This is a genomic window from Adhaeribacter terrigena, from assembly GCF_016623615.1.
In the GTDB taxonomy this organism is placed as follows: Bacteria; Bacteroidota; Bacteroidia; order Cytophagales; family Hymenobacteraceae; genus Adhaeribacter_A; species Adhaeribacter_A terrigena.
On the sequence record NZ_JAEHFX010000002.1, the window covers coordinates 464,146 to 478,203 of the forward strand.

Genomic DNA, 14,058 nt, shown 5'->3' on the forward strand with positions numbered 1-14,058 from the left:
ATGCACTTTAAATAACCAATTTTAATAGTATTCACTGTTTAAATGAGATTAAATTGCTAAAATAATTAGTAATTATATAGATTTTTTGCATATTTGTGGCGTAAGACCTTTTTAAAGCCACTACAACTATGGAAAATGATATAATAATTTTAGCAAAACTGATAAGAGCCGGCTTCGAAGTGGTCGAAGCTACAAATTTAGAAATTGATATACCCTTTTATTCAACTCCAATTTCGGCCGGTTTTCCTTCGCCTGCTGAAGATTATTTGGAAGATAAAATCAATCTGCAAGAACTTTTAATTGCGCATCCTTCGGCCACTTACTTCCTGAAGGTTCGCGGTGATTCCATGCGAGATGCTAACCTGCACGAAGGTGATTTGTTAGTAGTAGATCGTTCATTAAAGCCACGCCTTAACCAAGTTATAATTGGCTTGCTGGATAATGAATTTACGGTAAAGCGACTGGTGAAAAATCAAAATCAGTATTACCTGCACCCTGAAAATCCGGCTTATCCGCCTATTCTCTTGCCCGAAGAAAGTTCCCGTTTTCAGGCTTGGGGCGTAGTAACCTGGTGCATCCATAAAGTCCAATAATATGACCAGTTTATTTGCTTTAGTAGATTGCAATAATTTCTACGCCAGCTGCGAACGTGTTTTTCAGCCGAAACTGAATGGCATACCGGTAGTAGTGCTCAGTAATAATGACGGCTGTATCATTGCCAGTTCTAACGAAGCCAAGGTAATATTGGGAGGGAGCAAAATCGGGCAGGCTGCGTACGAAGTAAAGGAATTGCTGGAGCAGCATAATGTACAAGCTTTCAGTAGTAATTATATTCTGTATGGCGATATGAGCAACCGCGTAATGAGCATTTTATCTACGTTTTCGCCGAACATAGAGGTATATTCCATCGATGAAGCGTTTCTGGATCTAGGGAATTTTTACAATGTCGATCTTCAGAAGTATAGCCGCCAAATAAAAGACACAGTTTTACAATATACCAGCATCCCGATTTCGGTAGGCGTAGCACCAACGAAAACGTTGGCAAAATTAGCAAACCGCTTGTCCAAAAAATCGGATAAGGCTGACGGCGTATTGGTTTTAACTGATCCAAACCACATTGAAGCAGCCCTTAAAAGAACATCTATTGGCAGTATATGGGGAATCGGACGACGCTATGCGAAGAAGCTTTCGGTTTACGGTATGGAAACGGCTTGGGACTTGTGTCAGGCACCGGATTCTTTTATTAAAAAGCATTTAACGGTGGTCGGTTTCCGGACGATGAAGGAATTGCGCGGCGAACCTTGCCTGGACTTGGAAATGACGTACGACCCGAAAAAGCACATCTGCACGTCCCGGTCTTTCGGCTACAAATTAACGGCTCTGCCCGATATTCAGGAAGCAACCGCCAATTATGCTGCCCGCTGCGCCGCCAAACTTCGGAAGCAAAAATCCTGCGCTGCCTGCGTAACAGTTTTTGTAATGCGAAAGCGCTTTCCGCAACCCGATTATCTGTATTTCAGCCAGACCGTAGCGCTACCGGTAGCCACCAACAGTACTCCGGAATTACTGAAATATGTGCGCAAAGCCGTTGAACAATTATACGTGCCGGGCTATAAGTATAAAAAAAGCGGCGTGATCGTGTCCGGTTTGTGCCCCGATAGCCAGGTGCAGGGAAGTTTGCTGGATACCGTTGACCGGGAAAAACACGCCAAAGCAATGCAGGCATTAGACAAAGTAAACCAGCGTTATGGAAAAGATATGGTGTTGAGTGCTGCGCAGGGATTTGTACGGCCCTGGAAAATGAAAAGCGAAATGCTGTCGCCGTGCTATACTACGCGGTTAAGCGATTTATTAGAGGTCTGGTGAGTTTTTTTGAAAAATGATAGCGTTTTAAAAACAAATTATCACGATCGACCCCTTTGGAGGGTGCTAGGGGGAGGACAGGTTATTATGACAAACTATTTTCCCCTTCAAAAATCCAAAATTCCAAAGTCCGCCATACATTCTCAATATCCTGCATCACCTCCCGATCCGAAAAACGCAATGTAGTAAAACCTAAAGCTTGCAATTGCGCATCCCGTTTCACATCTTCCTCCATTTTAAAATTATGAGAATACCCATCCACCTCAACTATCAACATTAATTCTTTACAAAGAAAATCAGCAATGTAATTCCCAACCGGCCGCTGCCTTCTGAAACCATAGCCAAGCATTCTTTTACCGGATAATATTTCACACCATAACCTGATTTCCGCCTTAGTAGAATCGTTGCGCATATTCCGGGCCAATGGCTTCAGGTTTTTGTTGTAGAAATTATTTTCCAGCTCAGGCATAAAATTTAGCAGAAAGTTTGTTCAATGCGGTCCCCCTCCAAAGGGGGACTTGATCGGATAAATTGAGAGAAAAAATCTTAATTGTATTAGAACCTAAACTTTCTTAACAAGAATCTTATCTGCTGGTACTAACCCATTAGGAGATTCATCTATTAAAGTCTCAAATATATAATACGGATCTGGTATACTTTTTTTGTATAAATCTCTATACTCCAAAACAATATCATCAAAGTTATTTGGGTGTAGCAAAATCTTATGTTCGTTTGAAAGATTATTGTCTAGTACATAATCCCGCAAAGTTTTATTAGATATTGTTCCTATGTATTTTGGCTCCTCCTTCATAGTTTTTAATTAATTTGAACGTTATTATCATTTTTATTCAATAGTTAAACTCCCTATTTAACCACCACAACCCCACTTCCCCAATAAGAATGATACTCCGCATTATACATCGCATCTGCGCTAACCGGACCCATTTTATACTGCCCTTTGCTAACCGCTCTAACTAAATAATAGAAGTTTTTCGGGCTGCTGGTGGCGGTGGTGAAGAGGTTGATCCGGTCGTCGCGAATGTCGAAATAATCGGGGGTGGCGGCGTCTTTTACCCAGGCCATTTCGGGTACGGCGCCAATGCGCGGGTTCTCAATTTCGAAGCCGGCTGGCAGGATGTCGGTGATTGCTACGTTCTCTACGGAGGTGCTGAAATCGGAGGCTTGGAGGGTGAGTTTTACCACGATCAGGTCGTTCAGATTAAAGGTGTTGCCGGTAATTTCGCGGCCGTTACGGTCGTAGAAATGCTTGCGCACTTTCAGGTAATTGTCTTCCTCTTTGTAAGCGCCCGTCGGACTGATGCCTTCCTGCTCCCAGAAATAGTACAAACTACCGCTGCCGCTTGTTTTGATCGTCAGGTTTTGGTTCGTGAGGTTCTGCGTGAGCACCAGTTCGTCGGCTTTAAAGCTGCCGATCTGTTTGCCGTTGGCCGTTACCGTGGCGGTAATATTCTGGTTTGCGTTGGCTTTGGAAAGCTTGCCTAGGGCCAGCAACGCAAAGGCGCGTTCCTGGGTGTTGAGCCAGCGTTCCGACTTCAGTTGCTGCGATAAATGCCGCGCCATTTCCCCGATGGCCGGGTGGTTTGGTTGGGCGGTGAGCAGGGCGTTCAGGGCCAGAGCTTCGTCGCGGATGGCGGAGTAAAAGCTGCCCCAGAGTTCGCGTTTCGAGTTTTCGCCGGAAAAGCTTTTCGGAAGAAGAGCCAGGAAATTGCGGTTGTTGCCGTACATCGCGAAGGCACTGGCCAGCAGATATTTGCTGTCGATGGCGAGCAAACCGGGGTTGGCTTTGTAATAATTCATCGCCGTTACGTCGTATTTATTTACCACCGCCAGCACGTAAAGCGAATAGAAAATTTCCTTTTTGGCGATGGTTTTGGTGTGTTCTTTTCCCTTTTCATCATAAAAAGTATAGCGTTCCGTTTCGCGGGTTTTCAGCTTCATTTGCAGGTACTCGAACATTTTGTTCAGCATTTTGGCGTTGACCTGGAAACCGGCGCGCTGGGCTTCCAAGAGGAAATGCGCCGCGTAAGCCGTGCTCCACCAGTTTTCCATATCTGTCCCCGGCCAGTAGGCCATTCCGCCGTTGTAAAGCTGCATCGTTTCCAGTTTCCGGATGGCTTCCTGCACGTTGTAGTCGGGGTTGTAGCGGGTGGCTTTTTTATCCTGCCTTAAACTTTTGGCCAGGTCGGCGTAATAAATTTGCGGGAAAGCGGCCGAAATGGTTTGCTCCACGCAGCCGTACGGGTACTGGATCAAATACCGCAGATCGCCGGCAAACTGCACCATCGGCGACTTGCTCACAATAAGGCGCGCCGAGGCAGAACCCGGCATAAAATCGGTCTTAAAACTGATGTCCTGACTTTTCCCGGCCGCAACCATACCGTTTCCGGAAACCTTTTGCAGCGAAGCCGGCGGCCGCACCGAAATGTCGGTTTTCTCCCGGAAGGTTTCGTTCAGCGCGTTCACCATTACCAGCACCGAACCGTTGCCGATGCTGTTTTTCGAATACACTTTAAACGTAACCTGCTTTTCGGAATTCGGCTTTATTTGCACCGTTTGAGAGGTATTTCCGGAAGCCTGCAACGGACCGGAAAGCTGCAGTTTAGCCGTAGCCGAAGTTGGTTTGGAAGTGGTATTGCTCAGCGTAACCGGCACCGAAACGGTATCGCCGGGGCTTAAAAACCGGGGCAACGCCGTAGAAATTACCACCGGGTCGGCTACTTTTATGAATTTTTCCGAAGCCCCGAACGCGTTGTATTTGTACGCCACCGCCATTACGCGCAAGGCTCCCGAAAACTGCGGAATGGGTACTTTGTAAGAAACTTCGCCGTTGGCATTGGCGGTCAATTTTCCGCTCCAGAAGGTTACTAGTTTCACGCGTTTGCTGGTGAGCGGGTTCACGCGTTTACTAAGGTCGTAGCCGTCGCCGCCGGAGCTGGAACGTTTGCCGCTCAGTTCGGGAAAGAGGTAAGGGTAGAGGTCGAACGGGTTAACTTCCAGCGCGCGTTTCTGGTAGAAAAATTTGAACGGGTCGGGCGTTTCGTAGTTCTTTAATTGCAGAATTCCTTCGTCCACCACGGCCAGCGTAACTTCCGCATTCGGTGTCGTTTTTACGTTTATGGTTTGCGTTTTTTGGCTGCGGCTTTGTACTGGCGCCGAAATATTTACCGCCAGTTTGGTGCTGGCTTTCGCTACCAGCAACGGCTTAAAACCGCGCGCCACCGTGAGCGGCAAACCGCTGTTCGCCGTCATCTGCCGGATAGCCGTTGCTGTGATGTACACGTTCGGCAGGAAAGCATCTTTGATTTCGAGGTTCAGGCTGGCGGATTTTTTATCGGTTGGCAAATAGTAGTGTTCGTAAACTTTATTCCGCTCCACCGTTACCAGAATCTTCCCGGCAAACGGCGACTTGAACAAAATATTCGCTTTTTCGCCAACCTGGTATTCCGCTTTGTCGAATTCGATGGTGACTTCACCTTCGTTGTTTACTTCGAAGGAATTGCTTTGCGTATCGCCGTAGCCATACGCGTAAAAGTGCTGTGCCACATAAGTTTCGGCGCCCGGTCTTCGCACGCGTATTTCATATTCCCCGGAATTCAGCGGATTGAAATTAAAGGTCGTACCGCTGCCGCTGATGGCAATATCGCGCGACGTAACTACCTGTTCCCGCATTTGCGAGTTATAGCCGTAACGACCACCTTCCCGACCTTGCACCACCGTTTCCCAAACTTTCCGGATGATCTGCACATTGGCCGTCGCGTTTTGTAGCGGTTTCCCGGCTTTGTTCAGGGCAATGAGGTGCATAGGCAAAACCTGCCGCGTATTCACCCAGGAATTAAAAGACTTAATGCCGAAGAAAGCGGTTTGGGTCGGTACTTCGAAGGTTTTCAGGCGGTTCACCGGTCTGCCGGTTTCGTCGAAAACGGTGGAGAAAACTTTACCTTCCAGCACGCCGAGATCTTTGTAATCAGGCACCTGGTATTCCTGCGTAGCAAAACCTGCTTCGTTCGTTTCGGCGGTCTTTAATTCGTTCTGAAACGTAATATTGTTGGCGCCTTCTAAATTGAAATTGTAATCGGTATACTTTTGGGGCGAAAAAGTCTTGCGCTTCAGACTGAAATCGAATTCAGCTTTGCGACCTACCGCCGGTGGTCCGAACAGGTTGGTTGCCGTGATTGAAGCTGTTTGCGTTTCGCCCGGTTTTACGTCTGGCTTTTGTAGTTTCAGGTCAACTTTTATGCGGTCCGGAATGAATTCTTCCACGCTGATCTTTTTGGAATTCAGCAGCACATCGTTACCCGAATAAACCTCGATAGTATATTGTCCCGTCATTGAAGCTGGCGGCAAATAGAAATCGCTTTGGAAAGCTCCCTGGGAATTTAAGGTCTGGCGGTAAGCTTTGTATTCGCGACCAGTTGGCAGTAGCAGCTTTATTTTTACCGGGATATTCGCCAGCGTTTTCCAGTCCTGGGTTCTTAAAATGGTGTTCACGTGTACGGTGTCGCCGGGGCGGTATATGTCGCGGTCGCCGTAAATGAAAGCGTCGTATTGGGCAGGGTTGCTGCGTAAACCACCCACCTCAAAACGCGAAGTTTCCACGCGGTTCCGTTCCAGGATCATAAAATTGAAATCCTGCCCTTTTTGCGCCGAAACCATACCGATCTTGAAGTGCTTGTTCAACGGCGAACCGGTGAATTTGGCCACGCCGTTTTTATCCGTCGTAACCGATTGCACCACCTGGTTATTCGTGCTGATGAAGTTTACTTTTATGCCGGGCAGTGCCGCAGTAGATTTTATGGAATTGGCGAAAACCAACACTTCATCTGCACCTTGCCGGGCAATTAAACCAATATCGGAAACCGAAATAATTTTGGAAGCCTGTAAATATTGCCGCTCCGTATCCCGGATCTGCACCACGTAAATTCCTTTGAATTCGGAGTTGTAATCCAGATCGGCCAGGCTTAAATTCAATAGGGTTTGATTACCGTTTTTCGGCAGGTTTTTGGTTTCGTAGGTGCGGGTTGAAACCACATCGCCGAAATCGGCAGTGTTGTAATATTGGTAGGAACGGTCCACGTATTCGCCGTCTGCGTTGGGTTGGTAATCTTCTTCGGATTGGTAATCGTAGCCGTATTCTTCGCCGGTGCGCATAAAGGCGTGCACGTTATTGGCATACACCCGCGCAATGGTTACTTTCACCTTCGGCACATCTACCAGGTTCACGGCTAAATTCCGGTTTCCGGCTGCGCCCAAATAAAAGGCTTTGGTGTTTACGAAACTTACCGAAGGCTGCAATTCTCCGAACGAAACGTACTGCGAATGCTCTTTGCCAAGCGTAATGCCGAACATACTTTTCAGCTCTTTGGAAATAACGATCTGGTAATTTTCGCCGCTCCTGAATTTGCCGCGCACTTCAAAACCATTGTCGTGCGCCTCCACCGTAACCGGAACGGTAGGGGAAATGCTGATAAAACTCTCCAGCTTTTCGGCTTGCACCGGCTGGTTCATAAACACGTTCATCACGCCTTCGCCTTCCACAAATGAACCCGAAATTTCTGCCACCTGGAATACCCCTTTCGGCGGAATTTCTGATTGCAGCGTTAAGTTTTCCGGGGTTTTCCAGTTGCCCCCCACCGGCTGCAAGCCTTTATCGATCACGATTTTCAGCGGTACACTTTCCGCCTGGTTTTCCGGCAAGGCATTAATGATGAAGCCAACTGTTTGACCTGTTTCCGAAGTTGCCAGTTCCTTTTTTACTTCCTTGCCATCTACAAAAATGTGTGCCAACCGATCCACATCCGTAGGTTTTACCGGGTAGTTGAAATTAACGTTCACCCGGATATCCACCGAATTTGCCTGCCTGGCCGACATCGTCCAGTAAACCTGCGTGCCGGTCAGCGAAAGCAACGGGGTGTGAAATACTATGCTGTCTTCAGCGTTGAGTTTTGGTTTGTCTTTGCTGAGATTTGCCAGCGCGGGCTGCAACTTAGCTACGTATTTGGTGCTGGGCGCAAAAGGCTCAAAAGGGGAGAAGGTCAGCTCCCGGGAATTGCTCCAGCGGAACTTGCCTTTTACCGCCGGTTTAAAGCTAATGTAAGCCGTAGAATCCCAGCGGTTCAACAACGAATCGCCAACCACATCTTTGTTGAACCGGAAAACCAGGTTCTGGTACTGAGCAATCTCCTCATCGAAGTTGCGGCTTTCCACTTCCAGGGTGTTGGAGAGTTTGGAGCAGCTGACTGAGAAGATTAAAAACACTAGGGAAAATGGGGTAAAAAGTCGGGCTTGGAATTGGCGGGAAAACATAGAAACGATTGGTTTTTAGGTCGTTTCTAAGGTACGCAAAAGCGGGAATATAGTGGTGAAGAAATGTTTAAGAATTGCGTTATTTTTCAGGCCGCATTAGCCTGAAAAGGCTTTATTTTTTCAAAGATCTGCTGCTTAGAATTAAGTTCTTCTTCCAGGTCAAAATCATCCTGTAACCCTAACCAGAATTTAGGCGAATTACCAAAATAGGCAGCCAGGCGTAAAGCGGTATCAGCCGTGATTCGGCGGTTTTTTTTCAAGATTTCGGAGATGCGGGTTTGCGGAATACCCGTTTCTTTCGCTAAACGGTAAGCAGTAATGTTCAGTGGAAGCAAGAATTCTTCCGCTAAAATTTCGCCGGGATGAATGTTAGGTAACTTTTCCATTTTCAATGATAATCCATAATTTCTACTTCGGAAGCCTGGCCTTCATTCCACTTGAAAATAATGCGCCATTGGTTGTTTATGCGAATGCTGTAAAATTCCTTCAGGTTACCACTCAATTTTTCCAGCCGGTTGGAAGGCGGAATTCTTAAATCGGTTACCGTTTGTGAGTTATGTAGCATCCGAAGTTTCCTACGGGCAATTTCCTGAATTTCAGACGGCAGTTTCTTTGACCTTTCACCTAGCCAGATTTTCTCAGTTTCCTTTGAGCCAAATGAAATGATCATACTTCCGTTTTACGATACTAACGCCAAAGATAAGTAATTTGTTCTACTTGGTAATATCTAATCCCGGATCTTTCCCCATCAAATATCCATACGGCCGGAGCTTTTTCACATGGTCGAAAATTACTTTAACAATGCCCAGGTAAGGAATGAAAAGGATCATGCCGGGAATGCCCCAGATGAAACCGCCGAAAAGCAAACCCATGAGCGTAACCATCGGGTTTAAGCGAATGCTGGCGCCGGTAATGTTAGGCGTGAGCACATAACTTTCGATCATCTGTAGAAAGATGAAAAATCCAATTAAGGCCAGCGGGTAAAAAAGTGAATCTTTGGTGAGTATGGCAAATAAAATGGGAACGAGGCTTCCTAAAATGGAGCCGATGTAGGGCAGCAGGTTCAGTATGCCGGCCATCAACCCGAAAAATAAAGCGTGTTCGATCCCGATCAAATAAATTCCCAGCGTATTGGCAGCTGAAAGGATGAGAATGACCAGAAACAGGCCGGATACGTAGGCATTGGCAACGTTTGTAATTTTGCTGATGATAATGCTCGGATCGCGGGACGGGGCACCGATAATGGGATGCGCCGAAGCGTGAATACGGGAGGTAACGGCCAAGAAAACGAAATTCTTCAGCTTTTGCCGGTAAAGCAAAAAGAAAAATGCGTAGACCATGGTTAAAATAAAACTGGCTAGCACGGTACCTGTCACGCGCAGGAAGCCCGCAATGTAAGTACTAAGCGATTGCAGGTATTCTTTTACTTCGGCTTTGAGGAATTCGTGTTGCTTTTGGGGCGAAACATTAATTTTGGTAGCTAACAGGTGGTGTAGCCGATTTAGTTTCGCGGTCATGGTTTCGCTTATCCGGGGCAGGTCGTTGAGCAGGCTGGTAAGCTGGTTTACCATTAAAAAAATGACCACGATCAGCACCACCAGCACCGTTAAAATACATACCAGCCCGGCAACCAGGCGCGAGAGGCCCCAACTTTCCAGTTTCTGACTCACCGGAATCAGCATCATGGCAAATAAACCCCCGATGGCAATGGGGATCAGAAATGTAGAAGCCAGTTTCATGAGTCCGAAAAACAGCAGTAAAGCCAGCAGGATCTGGTTGAATCGCTGTAAATTGGTGAGTTTAGCCATGGCAGTTTCGGGCGTGCATTTGCTACCGTTTTACTGCCGGAAAGGGAATTGGTTGTGGATGGGTTTGTATAAAATCAGGAGCGCAGGATTCAACCCTTCCGTTACTTATTTTACCGTACCGGCGGATGCTTTTTCATGAATTTCTTCAGGCCGAAAATTACCAGGAAAATAATGATCAGGAACGGCCAGATGTAGAGCATACCAACTACAAAAGAAAGTAGCAGGTCCCACCCGTTCCGTAAGGCATTCAGGATGCGGACCATAAAATTCTGTTCGCCGGTCTGGCGGGCGCTGTTCTCGTAAATTTGTAAATGAATGGTGCTGTAGGAAACCTGCCGGTTGATGTAATTGATCCGGGCCTGCGTGCTTTCGATTTCTTCCCGGATCTGGCGCAGCTGATTTTCGACCTCAATGATTTCCTTTACGTTTTTGGCTTGTTTCAGCAGTTCTAAATAGCGTTGCTCTACGGCTTGTTTGGTTTTCAGGCGGGCCGAAATATCAACGAATTCGGTAGTAACGTCTTCGGAAGAAAGATTTTTGTAATCGAGGTAAATGCTTTTTTCCGTTAGTTTATTTACCAGTGCATCGAGGTTTTTAGAAGGCACCCGGATCATGAGGTCATTTTCCAGGCTGTTGTTTACCCGCACTTCATTGCTCGAAACCAGGAAGGCTCCATAGCTTTTCAGCATATTCTGTATGGCGTTCAGGCTTTTAGGATAGTCGGCTACCTGGAAACGCAGGTTGGCATTCCGGATGATCTTTTGTTCAAATTGCGCTTCTTCCTGCTTGCCTGAAGGCTCCCGCGGTGCCGGCGGGGCTTCCGCGTAATCCATCGTAGCTGCCTGGTTGCCGGCCTCCTGCTTTCCTTCACAGTTCGAAAAGCTGAAGATAAGGAAGAGTCCGAAAAGGTAAAGCGGCAGTTTTAGAGGTAAAAAGGATAGCGTTTTCATGGCAGTAGCTTTTGCGTTAATACCTGCTTTGCCGGAAAAGTAACCTTTATGCTATTTGTTTAAAAGTAAAGCGTTATCCCTCGGCCGCGCTAAGGATGACGCAATAAGTTGAAATTTGAGGATTGATTTAATTAAAATCAAAAAAAAAGTCCGCAGCGGTTAAACTGCGGACTTTTTAAGTTAAAAACGGTAGCGTTTTCGCGCAAAAAACCGTTACGGAAAAATTCCTAGGGATTGGTAGCTGACCGCAATTTTTTCAGTGGCGCTGTAGAATGCTGCAGTACGCAGGTCTTTGATGTCGGGCTTGCGGCGCATGATCTCGCGCATTTCGTGATAAGCCAGGATCATGGTATCTTCCAGGCCGGAACGTACCAGCGCGATCTCATCGGAACCGCTGATAATAATGGCCCGTTCCCGGGCGCCGATGGACGTGCCGGTGGTGGTTTCCACCAGATCAACGATGCGTTTCAGGCTGGCTTCTTCCGCCCGCCGGCCCATCCGGCCAAAACGCACGTTCGATAAATTCTTCAGCCACTCGAAATACGATACGGTTACGCCGCCGGCATTCAGGTACAGGTCTGGCAGCATGAAAATGCCTTTTTTAAGCAGGATCTGTTCGGCTTCCTGGGTTACCGGACCGTTCGCGCCTTCGGCCACGATTTTGGCTTTAATAGTAGCGGCGTTGTGTACATCGATCTGGTTTTCCAAAGCGGCCGGCAGTAAAATGTCGCATTCGTAAGCCAGCAGATCGAGGGAGTTTGCAATGTTGGTAGCGCCAGGAAAATCCAGGATAGAGCCCGATTCTTTCCGATGCTTGAAAACCGCTTCCACGTCCAGGCCGTCTTTGTTGAAAATGCCGCCTTCGCGTTCGGCAATACCGGTAATTAAAACCCCGTCCTGCTGACAAAAATGAGCCGCGTGGTAACCCACATTTCCCAGGCCCTGCACGATCATCCGTTTGCCGCGCAACCCTGGTTCTATGCCTAACTGGTTCAGGATTTCGGTATCCTGTAAAGCTTCCCGAAGACCGAAATAGATTCCAAGGCCTGTAGCTTCGGTTCTGCCCCGGATGCCACCCTGCCCAACGGGTTTGCCGGTAACGCAGCCCAGCGCATTGGTTTCGCCGTATTTAAAGGTCATGTAAGTATCCGCGATCCAAGCCATTTCGCGGCCGCTGGTGCCATAATCGGGTGCCGGAACGTCTACGCCCGGTCCGATCAGGTTTTTCTTTATTAATTCGGTGGCATAGCGGCGGGTAACTTTTTCAAGCACCTCTACCGGCGTGGTTCGGGGGTTTATTTTTACGCCGCCCTTCGCCCCACCAAAAGGCACATCAACCAGGGCGCATTTAAAGGTCATGAGCGTGGCCAGGGCTACTACTTCGTCTTCATCTACGTGGGTGCTGAAGCGGATGCCGCCTTTGGTTGGGAGCTTATGGTGGCTATGCTGCGCCCGGATGCCTTCGAAAACGGTTACCTTGCCATCCACTTCCACGGGAAAATTTACTTTGTATAGGCTGTTGCAAACCCTGATCTGGGCCAGAATACCCGGTTCAACATCGGTGTGGCGGGCAGCTTCGTCAAAATAGCGGTGCACGCTGTTCAGGAATTGTTTGCCTTCAGTTTCTTGGGCCATAAGCAGGAGGTTGGTTTAGTTTGAAACCTTATTGAACGGGTTTGCCCTGATTGGGTTCTGAAACGGAAGTTTTAAAAGTTTAAAGCTACCTTTCAGAAAAGAATAAAAACAAAAAAGTCCGCAGCTTTATGCAGCTGCGGACTTTTTTAGCTTAAAACCATACCGTTTTAAATGCGGGTAATCTGCGCGCCTAGGGCGTTCAAACGTTTATCAATGTGCTGGTAACCCCGGTCGATCTGCTCCACGTTGTCGATCACGCTTTTGCCTTCGGCGGAAAGCGCGGCGATCAGCAACGCAACCCCGGCACGAATATCGGGCGAAGTCATGCGGATACCGCGGAGCGAAACCTGCTTGTTGTGGCCGATAACGGTGGCGCGGTGCGGGTCGCAGAGAATGATCTGGGCGCCCATGTCAATTAACTTATCGACGAAGAACAGGCGGCTTTCGAACATTTTCTGGTGAATGAGTACCGTTCCTTTGGCTTGCGTGGCTACTACCAGGGCAATGCTCAATAAGTCAGGGGTGAAGCCGGGCCAGATCTGGTCGGCAATGGTTAAAATGCTGCCGTCGATGTACGTTTCGATGGTGTAGTTTTCCTGGGTCGGGATGTAAATATCGTCGCCGTGGAATTCCATTTTAATGCCTAACTGCCGGAACGTATCCGGAATTAAGCCTAACTCATGGATCTGGCAGTTTTTGATCGTGATTTCCGAACCCGTCATGGCAGCCATGCCAATAAAAGATCCGATCTCGATCATATCCGGCAGCAATTTATGAATGGTGCCGCCGAGTTTTTCCACGCCTTCAATGGTAAGCAGATTCGATCCGATACCGGAAATTTTGGCGCCCATCCGGTTCAGCATTTTGCAAAGTTGTTGCAGATACGGTTCGCAGGCGGCGTTATAAATCGTGGTCAATCCTTCGGCCATTACCGCGCCCATTAGAATGTTGGCTGTTCCGGTTACCGAAGCTTCATCTAAAAGCATGTACGTGCCTTTCAGACGGCCTTCGGAGTTAATATGGAAGAACTCGTCGGAGGAATCGTATTTGAATTTCGCACCCAGTTTTTCGAGACCGATAAAGTGTGTATCCATCCGGCGGCGGCCGATCTTGTCGCCACCCGGTTTCGGTAATTTGCACATGCCAAAACGCGCCAGCATCGGGCCCATGATCATTACGGAACCGCGAATGGCGCGGCCAAGGGCAATAAACTGCTTGCTTTCCAGGTATTCCAGGTCAATATTTTTGGCCTCGAAGGTATACGTTTCCTCGTCTTCGCGGGTAACGGTAACGCCCATGTCGCTGAGGAGCTGAATGAGTTTGTTTACGTCCACGATGTCGGGGATATTGGTAATGGTAACGGGTTCTTCGGTTAAAAGTACGGCGCAGATTACCTGAAGGGCTTCGTTTTTCGCGCCCTGCGGGGTTATTTCGCCACTTAACTTCCGGCCCCCAATTACTTCAAAAGATGCCATTTA

The 14,058-nt window shown here is 47.8% G+C and carries 11 protein-coding genes; 2 read left to right on the top strand and 9 right to left on the bottom strand.

The features are described 5' to 3' along the window. Positions 1 to 128: 128 nt before the first annotated feature. Together I5M27_RS06085 and I5M27_RS06090 are read left to right on the top strand one after the other, a co-directional pair. A complete protein-coding gene (locus tag I5M27_RS06085; RefSeq protein WP_200505290.1) occupies positions 129 to 593 on the top strand; it encodes a LexA family protein in 465 nt (154 codons plus the stop codon). 1 nt (position 594) lies between these two features. Further along, on the top strand, positions 595 to 1,866 hold the full coding sequence (locus tag I5M27_RS06090) for a Y-family DNA polymerase (RefSeq protein WP_200505291.1): 1,272 nt from the start codon (positions 595 to 597) through the stop codon (positions 1,864 to 1,866). Positions 1,867 to 1,948: 82 nt separating this feature from the next. Here the strand turns inward: I5M27_RS06090 and I5M27_RS06095 are convergent, their stop codons facing one another. The 9 genes from I5M27_RS06095 to murA all read right to left on the bottom strand — a co-directional run bounded on the left by I5M27_RS06095 (position 1,949) and on the right by murA (position 14,055). Next, entirely contained in the window at positions 1,949 to 2,332 is a 384-nt protein-coding gene (locus tag I5M27_RS06095) for an endonuclease domain-containing protein (protein WP_200505292.1), read from the bottom strand. Positions 2,333 to 2,425: 93 nt separating this feature from the next. Next, positions 2,426 to 2,674 (bottom strand): hypothetical protein, encoded by a 249-nt coding sequence (locus tag I5M27_RS06100; RefSeq protein WP_200505293.1) that lies wholly within the window; start codon positions 2,672 to 2,674, stop codon positions 2,426 to 2,428. Positions 2,675 to 2,727: 53 nt separating this feature from the next. Then, positions 2,728 to 8,139, bottom strand: a complete 5,412-nt coding sequence (locus tag I5M27_RS06105; protein ID WP_200505294.1) for an alpha-2-macroglobulin family protein — start codon at positions 8,137 to 8,139, stop codon at positions 2,728 to 2,730. A 134-nt stretch (positions 8,140 to 8,273) separates the two neighbouring features. After that, on the bottom strand, positions 8,274 to 8,573 hold the full coding sequence (locus I5M27_RS06110) for a HigA family addiction module antitoxin (RefSeq protein WP_200505295.1): 300 nt from the start codon (positions 8,571 to 8,573) through the stop codon (positions 8,274 to 8,276). A 2-nt stretch (positions 8,574 to 8,575) separates the two neighbouring features. Continuing rightward, positions 8,576 to 8,857, bottom strand: a complete 282-nt coding sequence (locus tag I5M27_RS06115; RefSeq protein WP_200505296.1) for a type II toxin-antitoxin system RelE/ParE family toxin — start codon at positions 8,855 to 8,857, stop codon at positions 8,576 to 8,578. Positions 8,858 to 8,900: 43 nt separating this feature from the next. Next, the gene (locus tag I5M27_RS06120) at positions 8,901 to 9,995 is read right to left on the bottom strand and encodes an AI-2E family transporter (RefSeq protein ID WP_200505297.1); all 1,095 of its coding nucleotides are present in this window, start codon (positions 9,993 to 9,995) and stop codon (positions 8,901 to 8,903) included. 110 nt (positions 9,996 to 10,105) lie between these two features. Next, a complete protein-coding gene (locus I5M27_RS06125) occupies positions 10,106 to 10,945 on the bottom strand; it encodes a DUF4349 domain-containing protein (RefSeq protein ID WP_200505298.1) in 840 nt (279 codons plus the stop codon). A gap of 213 nt (positions 10,946 to 11,158) precedes the next feature. Further along, positions 11,159 to 12,580: a Glu/Leu/Phe/Val family dehydrogenase gene (locus I5M27_RS06130; protein WP_200505299.1), complete on the bottom strand. Its 1,422-nt coding sequence runs from the start codon at positions 12,578 to 12,580 to the stop codon at positions 11,159 to 11,161. A gap of 167 nt (positions 12,581 to 12,747) precedes the next feature. Continuing rightward, entirely contained in the window at positions 12,748 to 14,055 is a 1,308-nt protein-coding gene (gene murA / locus I5M27_RS06135) for a UDP-N-acetylglucosamine 1-carboxyvinyltransferase (protein WP_200505300.1), read from the bottom strand. Positions 14,056 to 14,058 lie beyond the last annotated feature (3 nt).

What these genes read in the sequence shown, in the direction of transcription:
- I5M27_RS06085 (WP_200505290.1), top strand. Translation starts at nt 129, where the DNA reads ATGGAAAATGATATAATAATTTTAGCAAAACTGATAAGAGCCGGCTTC.
- I5M27_RS06090 (WP_200505291.1), top strand. Translation starts at nt 595, where the DNA reads ATGACCAGTTTATTTGCTTTAGTAGATTGCAATAATTTCTACGCCAGC.
- I5M27_RS06095 (WP_200505292.1), bottom strand. Translation starts at nt 2,332, where the DNA reads ATGCCTGAGCTGGAAAATAATTTCTACAACAAAAACCTGAAGCCATTG.
- I5M27_RS06100 (WP_200505293.1), bottom strand. Translation starts at nt 2,674, where the DNA reads ATGAAGGAGGAGCCAAAATACATAGGAACAATATCTAATAAAACTTTG.
- I5M27_RS06110 (WP_200505295.1), bottom strand. Translation starts at nt 8,573, where the DNA reads ATGGAAAAGTTACCTAACATTCATCCCGGCGAAATTTTAGCGGAAGAA.
- I5M27_RS06115 (WP_200505296.1), bottom strand. Translation starts at nt 8,857, where the DNA reads ATGATCATTTCATTTGGCTCAAAGGAAACTGAGAAAATCTGGCTAGGT.
- I5M27_RS06120 (WP_200505297.1), bottom strand. Translation starts at nt 9,995, where the DNA reads ATGGCTAAACTCACCAATTTACAGCGATTCAACCAGATCCTGCTGGCT.
- I5M27_RS06125 (WP_200505298.1), bottom strand. Translation starts at nt 10,945, where the DNA reads ATGAAAACGCTATCCTTTTTACCTCTAAAACTGCCGCTTTACCTTTTC.
- I5M27_RS06130 (WP_200505299.1), bottom strand. Translation starts at nt 12,580, where the DNA reads ATGGCCCAAGAAACTGAAGGCAAACAATTCCTGAACAGCGTGCACCGC.
- murA (WP_200505300.1), bottom strand. Translation starts at nt 14,055, where the DNA reads ATGGCATCTTTTGAAGTAATTGGGGGCCGGAAGTTAAGTGGCGAAATA.